The sequence below is a fragment of the Candidatus Chlamydia sanziniae genome, from assembly GCF_001653975.1.
Taxonomy (GTDB): Bacteria; Chlamydiota; Chlamydiia; order Chlamydiales; family Chlamydiaceae; genus Chlamydia; species Chlamydia sanziniae.
This window is the reverse complement of record NZ_CP014639.1, coordinates 1064957-1086381: the sequence shown is the minus strand read 5'-3', so window position 1 is coordinate 1086381 and position 21425 is coordinate 1064957. Positions and strand designations below refer to the sequence as shown.

The following is a 21425-nucleotide window of genomic DNA, read 5'->3' as shown; positions in this document are numbered from 1 at the left end:
CACGTAATTATGGAACTTCTTCCCCATGAAAAACAAGTCGTAGAATACGAAAAAACAATAGCGGAATTCAAAGAAAAAAATAAGAACAATTCTTTATTATCTTCTTCAGAGATTCAGAAATTGGAAAGGCGTTTAGATAAATTAAAAGAGAAGATTTATTCAGATCTTACCCCCTGGGAACGTGTTCAGATTTGTCGTCATCCTTCGCGACCTCGTACAGTAAACTATGTTCAGGGAATGTGTGAGGATTTTGTTGAACTTTGTGGTGATCGGACATTTCGTAATGATCCTGCAGTCGTTGGGGGATTTGCAAAAATCCAAGAGCGACGTATCATGCTTATTGGCCAGGAAAAAGGATGTGATACCGTCTCCCGTGTTCATAGGAATTTTGGTATGGTGTGTCCTGAAGGTTTTAGAAAGGCCTTACGTTTGGGAAAGTTAGCTGAAAAATTTGGGTTGCCTGTTGTTTTTTTAATAGATACCCCAGGAGCTTATCCTGGACTTACTGCCGAAGAACGAGGCCAGGGCTGGGCCATAGCTCAAAATCTTTTCGAACTCAGTAGACTTGCTATTCCTATCATCACCATCGTCATCGGTGAGGGCTGTTCTGGAGGTGCTCTAGGCATGGCTATCGGGGATTCTATTGCTATGTTAGAGCATTCCTACTACTCTGTTATCTCTCCTGAGGGGTGTGCTTCCATTCTTTGGAAAGATCCTAAGAAAAATAGTGAAGCAGCTGCCATGCTAAAAATGCATGGAGAAAACCTAAAGCAATTCGGTATTATAGATGCCGTGATTAAGGAACCTATTGGGGGAGCGCATCATGATCCCGCACAGGTATATCGCAATGTTCAAGAGTTTATTCTTCGGGAGTGGTTACGATTAAAAGATCTAGCTATAGAAGAACTATTAGAAAAGCGGTATGAGAAATTTCGCACTATAGGTCTTTATGAAACTACTTCTGAAAGCGGTCCTGAGGCATAAAAAACATCTCATTATATTAGGAAGTTCTTTATTGGCAATCTTGGGATTGACGTTATCGTCTCAGGCGGAAATCTTTTCTTTAGGGATCATTGCCAAAACAGGTCCTGACGTTTTTCTACTTTTTGGACGTCGTGAAAAAGATAAGCTTGTTAAAGTGACACAGCTTAGTCAAAAAGATGTTCTGGAAGCTTGGCCTGCCATTAGTGACGATCCGAATAATTTAAATGTTTCCCAAGCTACGACCTATATCACTAAGTTTGGAAAAACCCCGACTTCAATTACGAGTAAGTTCTCACGGTTTATCACCCAATATATTGATCTTACACGTTTTCGAGGTCTAGCATTCCTCCTTGTCTGCGTAGCAATTTTTAAAGCAATTACACTCTTTGCTCAGCGTTTTCTTGCTCAACTAGTTTCGATACGTGTGAGCCGAGATCTACGCGAGGATTACTTTAAAGCATTGCAGAATCTTCCAATGACCTTTTTCCACGCTCATGACATGGGAAATTTAAGTAATCGTGTACTGACAGATTCTGCCAACATTGCCCAAGCTGTGAATTCTTTAATGATTAATTATATTCAAGCTCCCCTAACTCTCATCCTTACGCTTGCTATTTGTTTGTCTATTTCCTGGCGTTTCTCCTTATTGATTTGCGTAGCTTTTCCTGTTTTTATTTTTCCTATTATTGTAATTGCGAGGAAGCTCAAAAAGCTAGCTTGGCGTATCCAGAAAAGCCAAGATTCTTTTTCTTCTGTACTTCTAGATTTCCTCGCAGGAGTTATGACAGTCAAGGTATTTCGAACAGAAAACTTTGCTTTTAAAAAATATCGGGAACATAACAATAAAATTTCAGCATTAGAAGAAAAAAGCGCAGCTTATGGCCTTCTTCCTCGTCCTTTGCTCCATACGATAGCCTCTTTATTTTTTGCTTTTGTAGTGATTGTTGGAATGTATAAATTTACTATTCCTGCAGAGGAATTAATCGTGTTTTGCGGGCTTCTTTATTTGATCTATGATCCTGTCAAAAAGTTTGGAGATGAAAACACTCTAATTATGAAAGGTTGTGCTGCTGCAGAAAGGTTTTATGAAGTCCTAAGGCACCCGGATTTACAAAACCACAACTACGCAACTACCCACTTTGTAGGATTAGAAAAGACTATAGAGTTTCGTAATGTCTCTTTTGGTTATTCCCAAGATAAGCAGGTGATTCAAAATCTAAGTTTTACTCTTCATAAAGGTGAAGCTTTAGGGATTGTAGGTCCTACAGGATCAGGAAAAACAACATTAACGAAGCTCTTACCGCGCTTGTATGAGACTACACATGGTGAAATTCTTATAGATTCTCAGCCGATAACACAATATAGCAAAGCTTCTTTAAGAGATCATATTGCTTGTGTTTTGCAGACACCCTTTCTTTTCTACGACACCGTATGGAATAATCTCACCTGTGGACAGGAAATTACTGAAAGTCAGGTTTTTGAGGCATTGCATCAGGCTTATGCCCATGAGTTTGTTCAAAGGTTGCCTCAAGGGATCCATAGTCTCCTTGAAGAATCAGGAAAAAACCTTTCAGGAGGACAACAACAACGGTTGACAATAGCACGTGCATTGTTAAAGAAGGCGCCTATTGTCATATTGGATGAAGCAACATCTTCTTTAGATGCTATCAGTGAAAATTATATTAAAGAAATTATAGGCCAGCTTAAAGGGCATTGTACACAGATTATTATTGCGCATAAGCTTTCCACACTTGAACACGTCGATAGAGTGCTATATCTTGAGAATGGTCAAAAAATAGCAGAAGGAACTAAGGAAGAACTTTTATGTAACTGCCCAGCCTTTTTAAAAATGTGGGAGCTTTCAGGAACGGGAGATCGTGAAAATCTCAACAGACATCATCCAGGGTGTACAGAGAAACTTAAGATAAAGGAGGGGTTCGAGATAGTAAAGTAGAAGCAATTGTAGTTTCAAAGATTTCTGGTAAAATCTTTATGAATACTTCGGAGAGTTCTATAGCGAGCTGGTGAGTATGAGCACGTATTTGCTGAGAGCTATTCGGTAGGGTATAGTCCGAGGCAATTTTCAGTATCCTATAAGGAATCTGGTGTTTTGTTGCTTGTAAGGCTATTGCATATCCCTCCATATCTACGAGTTGAAAAGTCTTATGGAAACCATGGCAATAAGGGACATGTGTTGTAACTAGGAAAGCCCTCGGTAGGGAATCTATAGGAATAGGAAAGAGTTTTGGTTCTTCAGAAAGGTTGGGGATGGGCTCTTGATTAAGCTTAGCTACGCAATTTACAGTATAGCATGTCCCAAGAGATAGCTTTATAGAACAGGATCCTGCAAATCCCATATTTATCCATAAGTCATAGTGAGTCAATGCCTGGGGATATGTTTCCAGTGCTGCAAGCACAGCAGGACCACCCCAATGATCAACAATATAAACGTCTAAAAGTAACGGAGGATTCCTAGGCTTACAACGGTAGAGATGCACGTCGATATGTTGAAAGGAGAGCTGCTCTAGTAAAGGACGCGCCTCAGAATCATCTGCAATTATGCACAAAATTTTAGGCAGTGTGTTTGATAAACGGAGCACAGTATCTCCATAATGTTTTTAATGCTTTTTTCCCCGTTGTAGATAAACAAAAAGTTTCTTCTGTAATGTAGGTGTGTATGAACTTATGAATCACCATAAGATCTTTGCTTTGGGCATATTCCAAAGCTTTTTTTCCTGCAATCTTAGGTTCTTTTAGAGAATTAAGAAGGGATGTTCTTAAGGCTAAGGTTAAGGCTTCCACAGTAGCCACGGGAATATTTTTGGCAATAACTAGACAACCGAGAGGAAGAGGACTCGAAGTTTCACGTTCCCAAAGTTCTCCTAAATCCGCGCGTAATATAAGCGATGAATTGTAACTAAAACGTTCTTCATGTATTAGGACACCGCCGCAAACCTTTTTTGATAAGATAGCTTCTACTATATGGTTGTAAGGCATGGGGACTAAAGTCGCTAGGGGATAGTACCGCTTTGCAAGGACATGAGCTGTCGTGGTCTCTCCAGGTGTTGCTAATGTGGTTAAGGGTTCCTGGGAACTTAAAGAGAGAACAAGCGGTCCACAACCATAGCCTAAGGTATTGCCAACATCCATAAGATTATAATGATCAGCGATTAAAGGAAATAAGGCTGTCGATATTTTAATTAAGGAAACGCGTCGTTGTAAGGCTAAGGCATTGAGTGTTTGTATATCAGCCATGGTAATTTTGTCTAAATAGGGCTGATGATCGCGATGTTCAAGAAAAGACCGAAAAAGGAAGATATCATTCGGACATAGAGAAAAAGCTGCCGTGAGTATCATAAAAGCCATTTAGGTTTTTTTTAGTAAAGCTATGGCCACTTTTATATCTTTATTTTCTGGTTTATCTAAAGCTCCCTGGCTTTCTAACCATGCAAAGTAGGAGGCAGGAATTTCGGTGAGTGTCTTCCCTCTATATTTCCCAAAGGGCATTTTAAAAACTTTAGGATGGCAGTTTTCCTGTAGTAAGTTAAACACTTGTTCGCCTTCTAAATCTCCAATCATAGCTCTGAATACCTTATAAAGGATAATGACATCGTCTAGAGCTCTATGTGCTTGATTTTCAGCAATGCCGTAGACTTGACGAAGATATTGCAAACTATGCTTGGGTAAATCCGGCCGATATTTTTGTGCCCACTTCAAAGAATCTACAGTACGATTTGTTAAAGGTTCTAGAGAATGTCGACGGCATTCTCTAGTAATTAAAGGCAAGTCAAAGGCATCGTTGTTGTGAGCAACTAGGATGCACGTGCTTCCACAAAACTGCTTGAAATTTTCATAGGCTTCGGGAAATTTAGGTGCAGAAAGCACTGTTTCTGTAGTGATACCATGAATTTTTGAAGCTTCCTCAGGAATAGGAATGTCAGGATTTACGTAAGTAACAAAAGACTCTCCTGTAGAACCGTTGTAGGCAGCAATCTCTATAATACGATCTTTATCTATCTGCGTTCCTGTTGTTTCAGTATCATAGAAAACAAGGAGAGTCATACGTTGTCCTTACCTAAGTATTATTCTGCCTGTTTCTTTGTTCCTGCTGTGCTTGTTGTTTCAATTGATCTAGATTCATATTTCCTGAGGAAATCAGGCCTATAGCGTGTGAGAAACTATCGCAGACAAGTTTTATTGTATCAATATATATGTGCAATAGCATTTCGTGCACCTTAGATTGCAAGCAAGGAAGCACAAGGCGATAAAAAATTAACCCCTGTTCTTCATCCATTCCAAACCCTGGAATATCAATATCTCTATTCAAAAGATGTAACAGGCGTGCTGTCGACTCCTTATGAGTTTCATAGAGTTGGTAAGGAAAATAACAAATAAACTGAAGGATTTCTCCTTCATTACGGATAACAAAGAATAGTGGCAAGTCAACATCATTTGCTTGAATATTAATATAAATAAGGCCACTCTCACGCTCTAAAAAAGGCTCCATTCCTGAGTTTTTAAGAAATTTTGATAAACTATTTTGATTTAATGTCCATGTTGTCATGTTAGGAAATACTCCAAATTGATCCCAGAGCAGTGTGATATGTTTTAATTATTTACCATATCAGATTAAGATTTCTGATCTGTTTGTTGTTTGTTTTGAATTTTTTGTATGGCTTTACTCAGCAAATCTGAGGTTATGGACGCAGAGTGCTTTCTCTGTTGTTGAATATACTCATTGATATCCATATTAGGAGGGAACTCCGAGAGTAGAGTTACTTTTTCAGCATTCTCTGCAATGACCAGGATTTTATTTACTACATGAATAAGATAAATCGAGGTTTTTGGAGTTAACGAACGCCGGTCAAGAATTTTAATATTCGAGGAATTTGTAAAGCCATGACCCCGAGATTTGAGAAATTTTTTAAATGCCCATACTCCAATACCGAAGATCCCTAAAAGTAAAGCTAGAGATCCAAGCATTTTGAACATTTCTAATTTCATGTTACCAGGGAACATTTCTTGAAATGTAATTTGTTCTTGAGCATGCTCTGCAAGAGCAAGATCTTCTCCAATTTCAGCAAAGAAAGAAGAAAATTTAAAAATCATAAGCGAAAAGCCTCTTACACACCTCCACAGTACTGCAAATTCAGTTTAAGATGTACACATGTAACCTAGCTATGAGGCAAATGGAGGAGGAATTATTTATTAGTTAATGTTATATAAATTATGGAACGATGATTGCCAAGTAAATTAAACCGTAATGATGTATATTCCTGCAAGTGCCGTGTGGCAAGTTCTTCAGAAGAATCTTCTATTATGCGATTGCAGTCTTTTTATTATAGAACATATTTTCAATATTTGCTGCAATTTTAATCGAAGTTGATAGAGTCAATGGGAAGGCGCTTTAAAATTGACTTAGAAATTTATGTTGCATAGAAGTGAGAAATCTTATGAAGAAATTGTTAGCTACTGATATTGATGGTACGATAACACATCAAAGTCATGAAATCCACTCAGAGGTTATTGCTGCGCTTTATTCATTGCATGCCTCGGGGTGGGACATATTTTTTCTTACAGGAAGGTACTATAGGTATGCAATTAAGCTTTTTAAAAAACTTTCGATTCCCTTCTTATTAGGATGTCAAAACGGAGCGTCTACATGGTCTTCCGCTTCTCAGTGTCTTCTGTATTCCCAAGGGATTTCTTCAGAATATCTCACATGTTTACAGGAGGGGTTAGAAGATGCGTTAGCACTGCTTACGGTAGAGTCTGGCATGCTTTATGGGGATGAGTGCTATCGTTTTTCTCCGACCCCTACGGCTAAACTGTTACATCAATACATAGATCCTCGATATTTTCCTAATGCTGAAGAACGTAAAATACTGAAAGAAACGCGATCATTAAAAACAGATTATCCTTACCCAAGTTTTGTTGCCGCTAAAGTCTTTGGCAAAAAGGAAGAAGTGATAAGAATTCAAAAAGAATTCCAAAAAAATGACCTATTTATGTCTTGTATGACGATGACATTGATGCGTTGGCCTTTTGATTTTCAGTATGCCATTCTGTTTTTTACAGACCGGTCTATTTCGAAAGGGCAGGCTATAGATCGGATAGTAGATTTACTTTATTATGGCAACAGACCCTTCATCATGACTTCTGGCGATGACGCTAATGACATAGACCTCATCCAAAGAGGGGATTTTAAAATTGTAATGAGCTCTTCTCCAAAAGATATGCATAAATACGCAGACTTTCTAGCCCCTCCTGCTAAAGAAAAAGGAATTCTTTCTGCTTGGGCGGCAGGAGTGAATTATTATGAAAAAATTATGGGCTTTTAGGAAGTAGTTCTGGACCAATTCCCATGATATTTGCCCCATGGTCAACATAGAGGGTTTCACCTGTAATTGCAGAGGCAAACGGTGAGGCTAGAAAAGCCGCCACAGCTCCTACGTGTTCCGCTGTCATAGGTTTAGGAATAGGGGCCCAGTCGAGGTAATAATCTACCATTTTTTCGATAAAACCTATGGCTTTTCCTGCACGGCTTGCGAGAGGACCAGCAGAGATCGTATTCACACGCACTCCCCAACGGCGCCCAGCTTCCCAAGCTAAGATTTTAGTGTCGCTTTCTAAAGCAGCTTTTGCTGTACTCATCCCCCCTCCATAACCAGGAACTGCACGCATAGAAGCTAGATAGGTTAAGGACAGTGTGGATGCCCCAGGCTTCATTATGGGACCAAAGTGGGAAAGAAGGCTAACAAAAGAATAACTCGAAGTATTCAACGCTTCCAGATAACCCTTGCGAGAAGTCTCTAATAAGGGTTGGGAAATTTCAGGACTATTCGCTAGAGAATGAATTAAAATATCGATATGCCCAAAATCTTCTGTAACTTGAGTAGCAATTTCTGATATGGTGAATCTTGATATGCCTTTATAACGTTTGTTTTCCAAGATTTCTTTAGGAACGTCCCTAGGGGTATCAAAACTCGCATCCATTGGATAAACCTTGGCAATTTGCAATAGTTCTCCATTAGAAAGCTTTCGAGATTCATCAAATTTTCCCAGTTTCCAAGATTGAGAAAAAATTTTATAAATAGGTACCCAAGTACCCACTAGAATTGTTGCTCCAGCTTCAGCAAGCAATTTTGCAATGCCCCAACCATAGCCCTGATCGTCTCCAACACCTGCAACGAAAGCTATCTTTCCAGTTAAATCAATTTTCAACATAAATATAACCTCGTTTTTTACTTTCTTTAAGGCATGAATTTGAGAAGGCTAACACATTTTTCGATTATTAAGAAAACTTTTTGTGGGAGAGAATTTACAGTTTTTCCGAGTCTGATTTTCATGAATATCAAATTTTTTTTGATTTTTCTTAGGTTTATCCTATATAATTTTTTTGAGATTTTTTAACGTGCTTCTTTTTTTTATTAAATTTTATTCTAAATTTTTTATTGAAATCTAAAATACTTAAGCAGTGATTAGGAGACAATTATGGTGAATCCTATAGGAAATAGTAATCCACAATTTACTTCTAATGCACCGATCCCTCAGCCCATCTCGAATATAATCAGTACTTTCGTAAATACCCTTCTAACAACAGGTACAGTGACTTCCGAATCCACGCCTTCGATGCCAACAACTGTCCTTGCTTCTCCCCCTAGTACGCCAGGAGTAGGAATATCTCTACCGCAACTACAGGAACTTGTTCAATGGTGGCAGCAAACTCAATCAGGAGCACAGCTTCCTACAGGATCTACACTGCCTTCAGCCGGAAATTCGCAGCAGTTTTTAAATATCTTGCTACAATCAGCCGGAAATTCTGGATTGTCTTCAGAACAGTTGCAGCAGCTGCTTCTTTTGTTAGGAAGACAAGGAGTACTCGCTTCTAATCTTTTTAGGGGGAATTGGGATGCCCTAAGCCAAGCGTTTGTTCATTTAGCAACGTCTGCAAGTACGGCAACTCCTCTTGATATGACAACATCTTTAGCACAGCTCATTTACATGACAGTCACTAGTCAAGCTGCTAAAGAGTCTGCGCACTTTTGTTATGAGCAATGTGGAGAATGTTGTACTAAAGAATGTTGTTGTCCCTCCTGTGGTTGCCCAGACGGAAAATGTGGTTGCGGTAGTTTCGGGAGGTTTTGTTGTGGCTTGTGGAGAAATCTCTGTGGAATAAGAAGACAGCATTATTTTATTGACCTAGAGTCTCTTGAAAACCTAGAGGAAAAATATGGGAAAGCCGTTTTATTCATGGCATTGTATTCGTGTGGTGTGAACACTTTAGCTTTATTAGCAGGGGGAGAAAGTGGAAAAATTCCTTCTTTAGATGTCCTTGAGAAGGCTTGTAGGGCGTGTTCTACAGATTTTTCTGAGATTTTAAGTCAACAGTCTATGGATATATGGTGTGATGGTCTCCAGGATGTCTCAAGTTTATTACAAAATTCTTTTTGGAGAAATTGTATTTTAAAAGGAATGTCTCAGCCTTTATTAAATTTCTATGAAGATGAGAACAAGTTAAAAGAACAGGTACGCGTGATTTCTCCCTGGGGAAACGGAACAACTCATGTTGCTAATCCTTTCGATATGGATAAAATTGCCAATACTTTGCCTAAACTTCAGGTACATTCTATAAAAGAAAATTCTACTGCATCCCTTAAGTTAATGACTGCTGCAGCTGTTATGCAAATAACCGCTCGGGTTCTTACGGAAGCAACAGATGGGGGAACTAGACCTTGTTGGCTTACTTCTAACCAACTCATGTCTCTTTTAGCAATTATCCTTGCACACTATCACCTATATTTGGTTCCTGGAACTGGAGATCTTAATCGTGGGAATATTCTTACACATCCTTTACTGGTTTCCTTGATGAAGGACTTAGTAGAGATTCGTGAGCAACAGCACCACGATCAAAGACACTCGCCTGGAAGAAAGGCATCCTATAAACGAGGAACTAACTTTAATGAGCCTATAGCCAAGCGTTATTTAGATTTAGCACAAAAATGTTTTGAAAATACTGAAACCCGAAAACAACATTTGCTAGATCCTAAAGAAAGAGACCTTTTTATTGTAAACATGTCTAAAAAATGGATGAAAGCAGCGGGGCTGGAGCAGCCAAGCCGGCCTAGGACGCAACAGCCTAGGGCGTCCTATGACCTATCTGAGCAACCTTCAACAAGTGGAGTCGAACGGACACCACGCCCACCTTTAATACGGCAACCACGTCAAGAAGGGACTGAAGGTACCCAGGAGACACTATTTTAGTTTTCAAGTAAGTAAGCCGCGTATTTCCTTGGATCTTCCGTTGACGAAGTTTCAATTTTCAGACGTTTCCCAGAAAATGGTGAGGTAAACGTTAGAGAGTGGGCATGTAGGAGTGGACGGAAAACTTTAGGAGGTTGTTGTTTTGACCCGTAATCAATATCTCCGACTATAGGATGACCGAGAAGTTTCATCTGGAGGCGGATTTGGTGAGTGCGGCCCGTTAGCGGGTGACAAAACAGAAGTGTGTAGCGTTTGTGGCGTTGTAAGACAGACCATTGTGTTATAGTAATTTTGCCTTGAGAGGGTAGAGTAGATCCGTAAATAACTGCTCCGCAGCGTCGGTATTGTGGCGCTGTATATGTAGTTATTGTTCCAAAATTTTTTTTAGGGTGACCAAAAACTAATGCGATATATTGTTTATGAATTTTTCGTTGTTTGAATAATTTCATGAGTTGAGTAGTCGCATCATGAGATTTTCCAAGTAGAAGACATCCTGAAGTGTCTCTGTCAAGTCTATGAACAATATGAAGGCCTGTACGTGTTGCAACCTCCTCAGTTGTTACATAGGGAGGTTTATCATAAATTGCACTACAAGTGTCCTCCCAAAGTAATTTCAGTTCTTGTTGTTCAGAGATCAAAGAGACAGTAATATGGTCTCCTGGTTGTACTTTATAGGATTCAAATCTTTCTATGGATCCGTTTACTTGGCAACGATGGTGTCTTATCGTGTTCACGATCGCTTGCTTGCTGTAACTAGATAGGTGGGACCGCAAGAATGAAGACAATCTTGCGGAATGTATTGCAATCCAGGCAAACTGTTCCATTCAATACCATAAATTAATTGTTTGGGACTTTATAGAGAATTTATAAAATTTTAAGAGATTTTGTATGAGAAAGATAGTGTTTTCTGAAAGGGTGAAAAATTTTCCTGTTGAGATATTAAAAAAATGGTTCATAAAAAATAAGAGAAGTTTGCCTTGGCGAGATAATCCCACTCCGTACAGCGTGTGGGTTTCTGAAGTTATGCTTCAGCAAACTCGAGCAGAAGTTGTTATAAATTATTTTATTGAATGGATGGAAAAATTCCCGACAATAAAGTCCTTAGCAGAAGCTAAGGAAGAAGATGTCATCAAGTTGTGGGAGGGATTAGGATATTATACTCGAGCACGCCATCTTTTGGAGGGGGCACGTATGGTGATGGAACAGTTTCATGGGGAGTTACCTGACGACGCTATTGCCTTAGCACAAATTCGTGGTATAGGTCCCTATACGATTCATGCAATCCTAGCCTTTGCTTTTAAAAGACGTGCGGCGGCTGTTGATGGCAATGTCTTGCGTGTATTGAGTCGCATGTTTTTAATTGAGGCTTCCATAGATTTAGAGTCAACACGTACATGGATATCGCGCATAGCACAAGCTCTCCTCCCGAATAAGGATCCACAAATTGTTGCTGAAGCTTTGATAGAGTTAGGAGCTTGCATTTGCAAACGTTCCCCCCAATGTTATCGTTGTCCTGTAAGCGAAGCATGTGCTGCATGGCAAGAAGAAAAGCAAATATTGTTACCTATACGCCATGCCCGCAAAAAAATTATTTCCCTATACCGTTGGGTAGCTATTGTTTTATATAGAGATTGTATTGTCCTTGAACAAAGGCAGCCTAAAGAAATGATGGCAGGCTTATATGAATTTCCTTATATTGAAGTAGGATCTATTGAGGCCTTACAAGATACGGCAACACTCACTCAAAAAATGGAAAACTATATAGGGGGGACTTTAGAACAGCTCGGGGAGCTTGCGGAACAACGCCACGCTTTTACTCATTATAAGGTGCGTCTAATTCCTAAGATTTTTCAGATAGCTTCTTTGCCAAAATCTGGAGTTCTTCATCCTTTGAATGACATTGATGTGCTACCATTTTCTTCAGGGCATAAGAAAATTAAAACATCACTATTAGCGAGTTTACAAAATCGTAGGTACATGGAGCTTGTAGGAACATAATTGATGGGGGATAGTGTCTTTTCACAGCTAATGAATCTTATACGGTTGATGGTTCTTGATGGGCGCTGTCCTTGGTCTCGAGAGCAGTCTTTGCTCTCCATGATAGAGCATATTCTTCAAGAATGTCAGGAATTCTCTGACGCTGTTTCTGGCGGTAAAGCCACTCAAGAGATCGGCTCAGAAGCTGGAGATATCCTTACCCTCACGCTAATACTTTGTTTCCTTTTGGAGCGTGAAGGTCTAACCACTACCGAGAATATTGCTGATCAAGCCATAGCAAAATTACGTCGTCGTGCACCTTATCTATTCCGAGATTGCCACAAGCCAATTACATTAGAAGAAGCAGATCACTTGTGGGAATTAGCAAAGCTACGAGAAGAGAAACTTCAAGAATAGATCTTCTCCTTAAAGAATGGAACAGCTTTTATAAAAAAACAAAAGTATGGTATTAAAGGAAAGGTAAGTTGGGGACCTTATAAGAAAGGAAACCTACGAATCGGGTCAGGACTGGAAGGTAGCAGCCCTAAGGAGTGTTTTTCTTTGCTAGAAGAGTTTCTCCAACTTACATTTTTCTTTCTCCTCAGACAAATCTCAGTTATGTAACTTCCATAAAAAAGAATGTTGTTAAATTAAACAGCATGTGTAGAACTATAGGAGCGAGAATCTGACGCTCTTTTTCATATAAAAAACCAGCAAATAGAGAAAAAACAAAGATCATAGGAACAAAGACTAGGCTTCCTAAAGAGGACTCTACGTGACTTAGAGCAAAAATTATTGAGGTATAAAACAACGCCCAGCCTCTTGAAAGTTTGTTTTTCAAAAATGTTTGCAAAAATCCTCTAAAGAAAACTTCCTCGAAAAAAGGAGTAAGAACTCCTATCGCTAAAAGAAAACTCATGTGTTTTCCTGTTAAAAAACTTACATTCTGGATTTTTGTTGTGATTTCTTGAACATGCAAATTTTGTATAGGAATGATGAGAATAAGGAATTTGTTAAGAATGATTCCAATCAGCTGTGTAACAGGGATAAGAATTATCCACATGCGCAAAGAAGAGAGTATAGCCTGCCAGATTGTAGCTAGAGGTTTATCTCCAGAGAAAAGGATAACGCGTGTAATGTTTAAGGGAAGTAAGAAAAGATAAAAAAGAAAAGCGAAAGCAAGAAAGAGACTATAAAGTATGGGGGTGAGTTCAGGAGTCTGTGAGCTTAACGAGCTCAACGTATGGTCGAAGAAAAATCCAAAAATTAGAAGTCCAACTCCAATAAGCACATGACGTAATTTTATAGGTGTTTTTCCAGAAACTGCGGGCCAAATGAAAAAGTTTTTTGATGCAAAAGCAGCAAACAGTAGAAATAGAAGAAGAAGAAATTGTGACTTATGCATACATTACGAATAATTTGCGCAAACATAACCTTCAACTCTAGCAACGATTTCTCGGAAAAGCCGATTATGCATCAAGCCCATGGGAGTGGAGTCAAAATGTTTTGTTTGCCACCCATAGCGATGGTAATCATTGGATACCATACTTAGAGGTTGACTTGCTTCAATAATTTCCTGATAAATCAGAGATACTTTCTGATGACGAATGTCAAAAACACGAACGCGAACAGCAGCTGTTAAAGAGTCATTACCAAAACTATCTTGAGTGGTTTTTTGTTCTAAAAATTCTGTAGCAATTACAAACTCTGCAGGAAGAAATGGAATTCCCGCAGTTTGTGGCATATTGTGGGCTAGAGGAGTATAAAACGGAGATACCGCTTGGGCAGGTGCGTTGTGTTTGATGAGAAAGACTTTTTCAGAAGAGTAAAATCTTTTACTAATTTCTTCTGTGAACTCTGCCTGAAGGCTCCATGGGACGATCTCATGACCCTTGCTCGAGTGGCAGAACACAGGGAGCATAGCAACAACACCCTTGGCTTTACTTCCTGATTTATAGAGTTTAGGGTGATAACTCCCCGATGAACCTAACGAAGCACAACTTGACAAACTAAGAATATTGAGAGACAGCAGTCCCAAAAATATTAACACAAACATTTTTCCCATCGTCTCTGCCCTTTAGATATAGAATATGTGTTGCTTTATGGAAATCTCTCTATAAGAACGTCTTTCCATAAATACTTGTCTCACGAACTTGAGAAATTCCATATTTAACACTCCTACTTAGTTATATCAAAGAAAAAAATAAAGTAGGTATAGAGAAACCCAATAGGAAACAAGTGTTTGGAGAGTCTAGAGAAATTATGAAAATAAGGTGGATGATACTACCAGGAAGAGAGAAAATGCACCATTATGATTTTAAAATAAAATCCTAGCAACGTATTTACATCCATTGCTAGTCTTTTCTGTGAACTCGATCTGAAGACTTCATAAGATGATCTCATGTCTCCTTAATCGAGAGGGAGCATTAGCGAACACATCTTTTGCTTTATTTTTTTATAGAGCTAGAGTGATAACTGCCCGAAGAGCCTACTGGAGTGCAGCTCGACAAGCTAAGAACGCCTAGAGACAACAGTCCCAAAGATATTAACGCAAACATTTTTCTCATAGTCTTTGTCCTTTAGATATAGAATATGTATTATTTTACGGAAACGCTTTCTATAAGAGAGAATTTCCACTAAATATTTGTCTCACAAACTTGAGAAATTCCATATTTAGCATTCTTACTTAGTTATATCAAAGAAAAAATAAAAACAAGTGTAAAAGAACTCAATAGGAAACAAATCTTCGAAAGTCTGGAGGAATTACGGAAGTAGGGTGGATGATATACAAAGGAAACAGATTTTTATTTCCCCCCTCTCTTTAGGAATTAACGTACATCCAGGAAGAAGGAGTACGGGAGTACAGCTTACAAAGAAAATGAACCACTTCATAGTTATTCCTATCTGAGCAACGTATGCTTGTTCTTTTACATAAGGAGTCTATAGATTTATGGCAAACAGTATTTGTTCTCCACGTAAAGTTTAAAAACAGGTAGAGAATAAAAAAATCAGAAATTAAAGTCGTTATGGCTTTAGACTAGCATTGTAGTGACGTAGTCTCTCTTATAGTTATACTATCTATCTGGATCACTTAGGTGTTCTAACCCTTGAGGATCAATGTCTAACCAACCCACGTGTTGATATGTTGTTGCTGGATTGATTTTTTTGTGCACAGCATAAATTGCAAGCGCTGTGAGAAGTACAACAGCTCCTGATATAGCAATAAGCGGAAGGATGCCGGAAACTATGGTACCAGCAATGATTCCTGTAATACTGAGAATTCCTAAAATTACGATAACGGCTGTGAGTATTTTAGAAAGCCGTTCTCTTTTTACGTAATTCTTTTGAGAGATTAGCTGGAAATTTTCCGGCTTATTTAAAGGAGCAAAGGATTCAGAATTTATACTCATAAATATACCTTAAATATTACTTTCTATTATACGGCTTCTGCTTATTAGTTAATTACTTTATAAGTTTATTTTAATTTTTAATTGATAAAAAGTCTTTTATAGAAATAAACCTCCTTAATATTAAGGAGGTTAGGAGTATAGATTTTGGAATAAGCTTCTTTTAGGATACAGAAATCCTAGTTGCATAAGAAAAAAGTATGTGTAAGAAAAGAAATTTCTTTAAATACAATTGTTTTGTTATATCGTAAAGGGGTTGGAAGTTATCATACGTTTTCGACGAAAATAGGGAACATATTCTTGATAGACGAAAGTATCCCGGGATTCCTTTTTTAGGAAAATACAGTGGACTTTGATTATTTCGGATTAAGTGACATTGGTAGAATACGTGCGAGAAATGAAGATTTCTGGCAAGTAAATCTGATCTCTCAAGTTGTTGCCATCGCCGACGGAATGGGAGGGTGCTTAGGCGGTGACGTAGCTTCACAGGAGGCAATTGTTAGTCTTATGGAGCTGATTGATCAAAGACAACCTCAATTATTGCAATTTCAGGACGAACAATATAAAGAGACTTTAAAAATCATTCTTTCTGAAGTCAATAATCTTATCTACGGACATGGTTTAATGGAGGCACATTTGCAAGGAATGGGAACAACTCTCAGTTTCATTCAATTTCGTTATGGCAGGGCCTGGGTATTTCATGTAGGGGATAGTCGTATTTACTGTCTCAGAGGGAAAGAACTGTATTGCTTGACTCAGGATCATTCCCTGGAAAACCAATTAAAAAGTCGTTATAAACTTTGTAAACAATCAGATAAGGTATATTCTTATCGGCATATTCTAACTAATGTTTTAGGAAGCCGCCCCTACGTCATGCCAGATATTCGAGATATTTCTTGTGAAAAGGAGGATCTTTTTTTCCTGTGTTCTGATGGACTGACCAATATGGTTCCCGATGCAGATATTCGGAAGATTTTGCTTCAATCAGCAACCTTGGAAGAAAGTGGGAATACATTGATTTCTCTGGCAAATAGTCGGGGAGGCGATGACAACGCTACTGTGGTATTAGTTCGAATACGATAGCACTTCACTAGGAACATTCTAATGATCTATTTAGACAATAACGCTATGGCTTTTCCAGAGCGCGGCCTTTTAGAGTTTTTGTTTAAATTGTTTGGCCAAGAGAATCTCTATGCGAATCCCTCCAGTATTCATAGTTTCGGGAAGAGATCAAGCCAACTTATTTTAGAAACAACAACATGGATTCAGCAAGTTCTTTCTTTCCGAGGACGTGTGCTCTATACTTCTGGAGCTACAGAGAGTTTAAATTTAGCGATAGCCAATCTTTCTCAAGGGAGTCATGTCATTACGTCAAGTATGGAGCATCCCGCAATCATTGAACCATTAAAACAGGCACGTCTTTCCGTATCTTACTTAGATCCCGAAGAAGGTGAGTGTTGTCTTAATTGTGAACAGATAGAGGAAGTTTTAAAGCCAGAAACTTCAGCGATCGTCTTAGGTTGGGTAAATAGTGAGCTGGGCTCTAAGACGGATATCGCATCTATAGCACAATTAGCCCAGAAACACCAGCTACAATTTATTGTAGATGCAACAGCAATCATTGGAAAGGAACGCATTGTATTGCCCCCTGGAGTCACCATAGCAGCATTCAGTGGTCATAAATTTCATGCTCTTCCTGGAATAGGTGTTCTTCTCATTGACCCTAGAACAAAATTGTCTCCTATATTTTTTGGAGGTGGACAGCAGCAGGGCCTACGTTCAGGAACGGAAAACCTCTGGGGAATCGCTTCTTTGCTTTATGTATTTCGGTATTTAGACTCGCATCAAGAAGAAATCACTCAGCAAATCCTGAGTTACCGTAACGCTTTCGAAATTGGCTTAAAAACTAGAATTCCTAACATTGTTATTCATTGTGAAGAAAAGCCTCGTGTTAACAATGTTTCTGCTATTGCTTTTCCTCCTCTTGAAGGAGAAGTGGTGCAAATTGCTTTGGATAGGGAGGGTATCGCCTGTAGTTATGGCTCTGCCTGTTTTTCAGGAGCTACGGCACCACTAAAATCTCTCGTTGGTATGAATATACCTGAAGAATTGGTGGCCTCTACTGTGAGGTTTTCATTCAGTCATCTGCTCTCTTTAAAAGCTATCAATGAGATTATTCCAGTAATAGAAAAAGTGATTTCACATTTACGAAGTCCCTGGTAGGGGAGTTACGAAAGTAAGTTTTTGATAGAGATGCGTTTAATGCCAGATAAAGACATTTCCTTTACCTCTAGGAGAAGATTATCAATAATTACGGAAGTCCCCACTTCAGCAGGAGTATCTAAAAATTGAAGAACAAGCTGCGCTAATGTTTCTACGGTATGCTGTGAAAACCGTATACCTAACTCTTTTTGTAAATCTTTAATTCGATAATTTCCGGGAAATGTCCTTTCAATCACAGAGATTGTCTTGGGTTTCAGATGTGCGATGTTTGAAGTGTTAAACAAAATTTTAAAAATAGCATTCAAACTCAGAATGCCCATGGGTTCTCCTGAAGCATTAAGTACAACAGCAACGCTACAGCGGTTGTCACGAAATTCTTTGAGAATGCGAATAAGTTTCGACTTTGCTGTAATAAACCAAGGAGAATGCAAATGGTGGATTAATGCATCATCAAGATTTTTATTTACAAAATCCTTGGGAAGAGCAATGCCTATAATATTTTTTCGGATTTTATGATAAATAGGCACAAAATCTGTATCCGTATCTTTTATTGTACGGCATAAATCTTTGACGTTGGCGGAAGAAGAAAGCATTGTAATCTGATCTAAAGGTTGACAAACTTGATCTGCAGAAGTCGCACTTAAAGAAAAGATATTTGTAGCAATGACATTAAAGTCTTGTTCTTCATGATGAGTTTCTAAAGCTTTTTGAAACTCATCTCTGCTAAGAGTGGAATTTAATTTTTCTTTTTTGATTTTTAGAAAATAATAAAGAGCTTCTGTAATGCTTCCAATGAGTTGAATTAACGGGTAGAAAATATAATGGGAGTAGTAAAGAATAGGGGCTCCCCAGAGTGCTAATTTCTCAGGAATTTTACGTGATATTGTCAATGGAAGAAGCTCTGCAAAAATTACTACGAGGAAGATCTGTGTAAACGGAGCATAATCGGGAGAAAAACCTAGAGCTCTATAACAGTTCCTCGAAGATTCAGAGCCCACTTGTAAGGCAATATTTACCCCCAACATGACGGTTCCAAAAAGTCGATAAGGCCTACGGATTAAGAAATTAATATAACGGGCTTTCTTGTGGCCTTTTGTTAAATAGTATTGGAGTCGAACACGATTGAAGGAAACACAGGCCATTTCCATCATGGAGTAAAATCCTTGGAAGACAATGCAAAGGACATTGGTTCCAAGCCAAAGAATTACAGAATCAGTCATACATTTTCCTTATGTAGACACGACGGACACGGTTTGGAGCTGCATCCAGCACTTGAAAAAGTAGATTATTCCATGTGAGCTTCATTCCTGTCGTAGGGATCGCACGAATTTGTTCTGTTAGCCAGCCTCCCAACGTTGCAGTATTATTATTTGTGGGTAAATTGATATCAAAAATTTCATTAAGATCACGTAGTTCTAGAGTGCCTGCAGCAATCACGACATCTTTCCCTGAGGTTGTATAAAGAAGTTGGTTATCCCGCTGATCTACAATCTCTCCAGAGACTATTTCAAAAAGATCCTCTTGTGTGATTAATCCTTCAATCGATCCATATTCATCAATGATCATACCTAGAGTTTCCTCTTCCGCAGCAAGATGGCAAAGGGCAGTCTTTGCTGAAATAGTCTCTGGCATATAATAGGGCTTCTTTAGAAGAGGAAGAATCTCATCTGAAGATTGGAGAGGTTTGCCATAGAGCAGAAGTGCTTTTGCTGTGCAGATTCCTAAAAGGTTTTGCAGGTTATCATTGCAAACAGGAACACGAGAACAATGTTTTTTAGAAAATAGTGAATAAAGATGTTCTATGGGAGTCTGGATGTCATAGAAAAGAATGTTTTGGCGGGGTTGCATACGTTCTTTCACGCTACAATCCCCAAGGGACAGGTAACCATAAAGTAAACGTCTTTCTTCTTGGCTCACAACACCAAAATCTTTACAGCTTTGTAATACCTCTTTTAACTCTTGTGGTTGGATAAGATTCACTTGTTCTTTAGAAAGAATCCATTGGACCAAACGATTAATTCCACTAATTCCCCAATAAAGCATTGGTTTGAGGATCTTTGTAAAAAAGCGAATGGTAGGAGCAACCGAACGAGCGATCTGTGTATTGTAAGGTAAAGCAACAGCTTTAGGCAAAATTTCTCCTAGAATTAAAGTGATGGCTAAGGGAATTCCTACCGTGAACCACCATGAGGCTGTATCTCCGACGAGAATAGCCATACAGTTTTGGATGCCAATGTTTAACCCAATATCACAGAAAATCAAAGTAATCAGTAGGTGGTGTGGGTGTGAAAGTAAAGATGCTACTTGTTGTTGTTTTTTTGATCTTGAGCGTTTGTAATGAGAAATCAAACTTGTTGGCAACGAAAATAAGGCAATTTGTGATAAGGAAATGAATCCAGAACATAGAGTAAAGCAGATAACAAGAAAAATAAACACTGTAGGCATCATGATCTTGTTTCAACCCCTATTCTTTGGTGGTTTGCCCTGGAGCACGGTATACTTTTACATACCCTTTAGGAATGAGACCTAACCGCTGAATTAATGCAGATTCTATAACGGCGGGGATATCCCAATGCTCGAGATGAAGTTGAAGCTGGATTTGCTCTTCTTTCGTTTTAAGGATTTTTTCTTGTAAAAGAGTCACGCGACTTTGTAAGCGTAACTCTTCCTGCTGCACTTCGTGAATCGCACGATCATAAATAAATCCACTAATAAGAACACTCAGAATGACCCACCAAGAATTTATAACTCCTTCTTCTAGCCATCTTAGCCAAGGTACTTTCTGCATATCAAAACTTTAAACACAAGGAACTGTGATTCCTTGTTGCTTTTGATATTTCCCCTTTCTATCAGCATAGGAAATCTCACAAGGAGTACGGGCTTCAAAGAATATTACTTGAGCAATTCCTTCATTGGCATAGATTTTTGCAGGTAACGGAGTTGTATTCGAAATTTCTATCGTTACATATCCTTCCCACTCAGGTTCAAAGGGAGTGACATTTACAATAATTCCACACCGTGCGTACGTAGATTTTCCTATACACATAGTTAATACGTTCCTAGGAATCCGAAAATATTCCACACTACGTGCAAGGGCAAAAGAATTGGGAGGGATAATACAAATATCGTCATGAATAGAAACAAACGTATCTTCAGTAAAACACTTGGGATCAACAATAGAATTGTATACATTAGTGAAAACTTTGAATTCTCGAGATAAACGAAGGTCATAGCCATAACTTGAAAGACCATAACTAATGAGCTTCTCTCCAGAATCCCGATTAATATTCATTTGGCTGTCAACAAAAGGCTTGATCATTTCGGCTTCCAAAGCCATCTGACGGATCCACGTATCTTCTTTTATACTCATTTTAGAAACCTTAGTATCTAGAAATTCATTTGCTCGAGGGATATGTACATTCCTTTATTTTGTTGATTCTAGGCAATTGTTCTCGTTACCAGGTAGGAAAAAATGTTTCTAAAAAAGACCTAAATAACAGAAGCAAATCCATTCCTTAGACTCCATTTTCTAGAGATAGACCCCAATAGCAATGTTAGATAATACAATAG

22 protein-coding genes and 1 other RNA gene are annotated in these 21425 nt (G+C 38.6%); 9 read left to right on the top strand and 14 right to left on the bottom strand.

Translation table 11 applies throughout. The annotated features are described in order from the left end of the window. Positions 1–9 precede the first annotated feature (9 nt). Positions 10–984 (top strand): acetyl-CoA carboxylase carboxyltransferase subunit alpha, encoded by a 975-nt coding sequence (locus Cs308_RS04750; RefSeq protein ID WP_066483203.1) that lies wholly within the window; start codon positions 10–12, stop codon positions 982–984. Further along, the gene (locus Cs308_RS04745) at positions 950–2938 is read left to right on the top strand and encodes an ABC transporter ATP-binding protein (protein ID WP_082905019.1); all 1989 of its coding nucleotides are present in this window, start codon (positions 950–952) and stop codon (positions 2936–2938) included. The genes Cs308_RS04750 and Cs308_RS04745 overlap by 35 nt, the downstream gene beginning before the upstream one ends. Here Cs308_RS04745 and Cs308_RS04740 read toward each other — a convergent pair. From Cs308_RS04740 to Cs308_RS04720, 5 genes are all read right to left on the bottom strand, one after another. Then, positions 2904–3584, bottom strand: a complete 681-nt coding sequence (locus tag Cs308_RS04740; protein ID WP_066483197.1) for a nucleoside phosphorylase-I family protein — start codon at positions 3582–3584, stop codon at positions 2904–2906. The two genes, Cs308_RS04745 and Cs308_RS04740, sit on opposite strands and share 35 nt — an antisense overlap. Then, positions 3556–4341 carry an MqnA/MqnD/SBP family protein gene (locus tag Cs308_RS04735; protein ID WP_066483498.1) on the bottom strand — a complete coding sequence of 262 codons (786 nt, stop codon included), beginning with the start codon at positions 4339–4341 and terminating at the stop codon, positions 3556–3558. Before Cs308_RS04735 ends, Cs308_RS04740 begins: the two co-directional genes overlap by 29 nt. Before the next feature lie 9 nt (positions 4342–4350). Then, positions 4351–5046, bottom strand: a complete 696-nt coding sequence (locus Cs308_RS04730; protein ID WP_066483194.1) for a putative quorum-sensing-regulated virulence factor — start codon at positions 5044–5046, stop codon at positions 4351–4353. A 13-nt stretch (positions 5047–5059) separates the two neighbouring features. Further along, a complete protein-coding gene (locus Cs308_RS04725; protein WP_066483191.1) occupies positions 5060–5548 on the bottom strand; it encodes a type III secretion system chaperone family protein in 489 nt (162 codons plus the stop codon). Positions 5549–5613: 65 nt separating this feature from the next. Further along, positions 5614–6093, bottom strand: coding sequence for a FliO/MopB family protein (locus tag Cs308_RS04720; RefSeq protein ID WP_066483189.1), 480 nt, complete (start codon positions 6091–6093; stop codon positions 5614–5616). A gap of 344 nt (positions 6094–6437) precedes the next feature. On the opposite strand from Cs308_RS04720, the gene Cs308_RS04715 reads away from it, so the two are divergent. Continuing rightward, complete coding sequence (locus Cs308_RS04715) at positions 6438–7325, top strand: HAD-IIB family hydrolase (RefSeq protein ID WP_066483186.1); 888 nt, start codon at positions 6438–6440, stop codon at positions 7323–7325. Here Cs308_RS04715 and Cs308_RS04710 read toward each other — a convergent pair. Then, on the bottom strand, positions 7312–8211 hold the full coding sequence (locus tag Cs308_RS04710) for an enoyl-[acyl-carrier-protein] reductase (protein ID WP_066483185.1): 900 nt from the start codon (positions 8209–8211) through the stop codon (positions 7312–7314). The genes Cs308_RS04715 and Cs308_RS04710 overlap by 14 nt on opposite strands. A 267-nt stretch (positions 8212–8478) precedes the next feature. Here Cs308_RS04710 and Cs308_RS04705 point away from each other — a divergent pair, with 267 nt between their 5' ends. Continuing rightward, complete coding sequence (locus Cs308_RS04705) at positions 8479–10248, top strand: hypothetical protein (protein ID WP_066483177.1); 1770 nt, start codon at positions 8479–8481, stop codon at positions 10246–10248. On the opposite strand, the gene Cs308_RS04700 is transcribed toward Cs308_RS04705, so the two are convergent. Next, a complete protein-coding gene (locus Cs308_RS04700; protein WP_066483174.1) occupies positions 10245–11072 on the bottom strand; it encodes an RluA family pseudouridine synthase in 828 nt (275 codons plus the stop codon). The two genes, Cs308_RS04705 and Cs308_RS04700, sit on opposite strands and share 4 nt — an antisense overlap. 64 nt (positions 11073–11136) lie before the next feature. Here Cs308_RS04700 and mutY point away from each other — a divergent pair, with 64 nt between their 5' ends. The 3 genes from mutY to ffs all read left to right on the top strand — a co-directional run bounded on the left by mutY (position 11137) and on the right by ffs (position 12810). Next, entirely contained in the window at positions 11137–12246 is a 1110-nt protein-coding gene (mutY, locus tag Cs308_RS04695; RefSeq protein WP_066483171.1) for an A/G-specific adenine glycosylase, read from the top strand. Positions 12247–12249: 3 nt separating this feature from the next. Next, positions 12250–12642 carry a MazG nucleotide pyrophosphohydrolase domain-containing protein gene (locus Cs308_RS04690; RefSeq protein ID WP_066483169.1) on the top strand — a complete coding sequence of 131 codons (393 nt, stop codon included), beginning with the start codon at positions 12250–12252 and terminating at the stop codon, positions 12640–12642. 67 nt (positions 12643–12709) lie between these two features. After that, an RNA gene (gene ffs / locus Cs308_RS04685) (signal recognition particle sRNA small type) lies at positions 12710–12810 on the top strand. A gap of 31 nt (positions 12811–12841) precedes the next feature. On the opposite strand, the gene Cs308_RS04680 is transcribed toward ffs, so the two are convergent. The 3 genes from Cs308_RS04680 to Cs308_RS04670 all read right to left on the bottom strand — a co-directional run bounded on the left by Cs308_RS04680 (position 12842) and on the right by Cs308_RS04670 (position 15635). After that, complete coding sequence (locus Cs308_RS04680; RefSeq protein ID WP_066483167.1) at positions 12842–13630, bottom strand: CPBP family intramembrane glutamic endopeptidase; 789 nt, start codon at positions 13628–13630, stop codon at positions 12842–12844. Positions 13631–13633: 3 nt separating this feature from the next. Continuing rightward, the gene (locus Cs308_RS04675) at positions 13634–14290 is read right to left on the bottom strand and encodes a CT253 family lipoprotein (protein WP_066483165.1); all 657 of its coding nucleotides are present in this window, start codon (positions 14288–14290) and stop codon (positions 13634–13636) included. A 1009-nt stretch (positions 14291–15299) separates the two neighbouring features. Then, a complete protein-coding gene (locus Cs308_RS04670) occupies positions 15300–15635 on the bottom strand; it encodes a Rab5-interacting family protein (protein ID WP_066483162.1) in 336 nt (111 codons plus the stop codon). A gap of 342 nt (positions 15636–15977) precedes the next feature. Between Cs308_RS04670 and Cs308_RS04665 the strand changes: the two genes are divergently transcribed. Both Cs308_RS04665 and Cs308_RS04660 read left to right on the top strand, forming a co-directional pair. Continuing rightward, entirely contained in the window at positions 15978–16715 is a 738-nt protein-coding gene (locus Cs308_RS04665; RefSeq protein ID WP_066483156.1) for a PP2C family protein-serine/threonine phosphatase, read from the top strand. A gap of 21 nt (positions 16716–16736) precedes the next feature. After that, positions 16737–17855 (top strand): cysteine desulfurase family protein, encoded by a 1119-nt coding sequence (locus tag Cs308_RS04660; RefSeq protein WP_066483153.1) that lies wholly within the window; start codon positions 16737–16739, stop codon positions 17853–17855. Between the two features lie 5 nt (positions 17856–17860). Here the strand turns inward: Cs308_RS04660 and Cs308_RS04655 are convergent, their stop codons facing one another. The 4 genes from Cs308_RS04655 to dcd are packed head-to-tail and all read right to left on the bottom strand — an operon-like array spanning position 17861 to position 21225. Continuing rightward, entirely contained in the window at positions 17861–19075 is a 1215-nt protein-coding gene (locus Cs308_RS04655) for a CNNM domain-containing protein (RefSeq protein WP_066483149.1), read from the bottom strand. Beyond that, the gene (locus Cs308_RS04650; protein ID WP_066483143.1) at positions 19068–20303 is read right to left on the bottom strand and encodes a hemolysin family protein; all 1236 of its coding nucleotides are present in this window, start codon (positions 20301–20303) and stop codon (positions 19068–19070) included. Before Cs308_RS04650 ends, Cs308_RS04655 begins: the two co-directional genes overlap by 8 nt. Before the next feature lie 16 nt (positions 20304–20319). Further along, on the bottom strand, positions 20320–20643 hold the full coding sequence (locus Cs308_RS04645; RefSeq protein WP_066483140.1) for a hypothetical protein: 324 nt from the start codon (positions 20641–20643) through the stop codon (positions 20320–20322). A gap of 9 nt (positions 20644–20652) precedes the next feature. Beyond that, positions 20653–21225: a dCTP deaminase gene (dcd, locus tag Cs308_RS04640; protein WP_066483137.1), complete on the bottom strand. Its 573-nt coding sequence runs from the start codon at positions 21223–21225 to the stop codon at positions 20653–20655. Positions 21226–21425: the final 200 nt, after the last annotated feature.

Bases quoted from the DNA above. Each gene is read 5' to 3' on its own strand.
- Cs308_RS04750 (WP_066483203.1), top strand. From the start codon at position 10: ATGGAACTTCTTCCCCATGAAAAACAAGTCGTAGAATACGAAAAAACA.
- Cs308_RS04745 (WP_082905019.1), top strand. From the start codon at position 950: ATGAAACTACTTCTGAAAGCGGTCCTGAGGCATAAAAAACATCTCATT.
- Cs308_RS04735 (WP_066483498.1), bottom strand. From the start codon at position 4,341: ATGATACTCACGGCAGCTTTTTCTCTATGTCCGAATGATATCTTCCTT.
- Cs308_RS04730 (WP_066483194.1), bottom strand. From the start codon at position 5,046: ATGACTCTCCTTGTTTTCTATGATACTGAAACAACAGGAACGCAGATA.
- Cs308_RS04725 (WP_066483191.1), bottom strand. From the start codon at position 5,548: ATGACAACATGGACATTAAATCAAAATAGTTTATCAAAATTTCTTAAA.
- Cs308_RS04720 (WP_066483189.1), bottom strand. From the start codon at position 6,093: ATGATTTTTAAATTTTCTTCTTTCTTTGCTGAAATTGGAGAAGATCTT.
- Cs308_RS04715 (WP_066483186.1), top strand. From the start codon at position 6,438: ATGAAGAAATTGTTAGCTACTGATATTGATGGTACGATAACACATCAA.
- Cs308_RS04710 (WP_066483185.1), bottom strand. From the start codon at position 8,211: ATGTTGAAAATTGATTTAACTGGAAAGATAGCTTTCGTTGCAGGTGTT.
- Cs308_RS04705 (WP_066483177.1), top strand. From the start codon at position 8,479: ATGGTGAATCCTATAGGAAATAGTAATCCACAATTTACTTCTAATGCA.
- Cs308_RS04700 (WP_066483174.1), bottom strand. From the start codon at position 11,072: ATGGAACAGTTTGCCTGGATTGCAATACATTCCGCAAGATTGTCTTCA.
- mutY (WP_066483171.1), top strand. From the start codon at position 11,137: ATGAGAAAGATAGTGTTTTCTGAAAGGGTGAAAAATTTTCCTGTTGAG.
- Cs308_RS04690 (WP_066483169.1), top strand. From the start codon at position 12,250: ATGGGGGATAGTGTCTTTTCACAGCTAATGAATCTTATACGGTTGATG.
- Cs308_RS04680 (WP_066483167.1), bottom strand. From the start codon at position 13,630: ATGCATAAGTCACAATTTCTTCTTCTTCTATTTCTACTGTTTGCTGCT.
- Cs308_RS04675 (WP_066483165.1), bottom strand. From the start codon at position 14,290: ATGGGAAAAATGTTTGTGTTAATATTTTTGGGACTGCTGTCTCTCAAT.
- Cs308_RS04670 (WP_066483162.1), bottom strand. From the start codon at position 15,635: ATGAGTATAAATTCTGAATCCTTTGCTCCTTTAAATAAGCCGGAAAAT.
- Cs308_RS04660 (WP_066483153.1), top strand. From the start codon at position 16,737: ATGATCTATTTAGACAATAACGCTATGGCTTTTCCAGAGCGCGGCCTT.
- Cs308_RS04655 (WP_066483149.1), bottom strand. From the start codon at position 19,075: ATGACTGATTCTGTAATTCTTTGGCTTGGAACCAATGTCCTTTGCATT.
- Cs308_RS04650 (WP_066483143.1), bottom strand. From the start codon at position 20,303: ATGATGCCTACAGTGTTTATTTTTCTTGTTATCTGCTTTACTCTATGT.
- Cs308_RS04645 (WP_066483140.1), bottom strand. From the start codon at position 20,643: ATGCAGAAAGTACCTTGGCTAAGATGGCTAGAAGAAGGAGTTATAAAT.
- dcd (WP_066483137.1), bottom strand. From the start codon at position 21,225: ATGAGTATAAAAGAAGATACGTGGATCCGTCAGATGGCTTTGGAAGCC.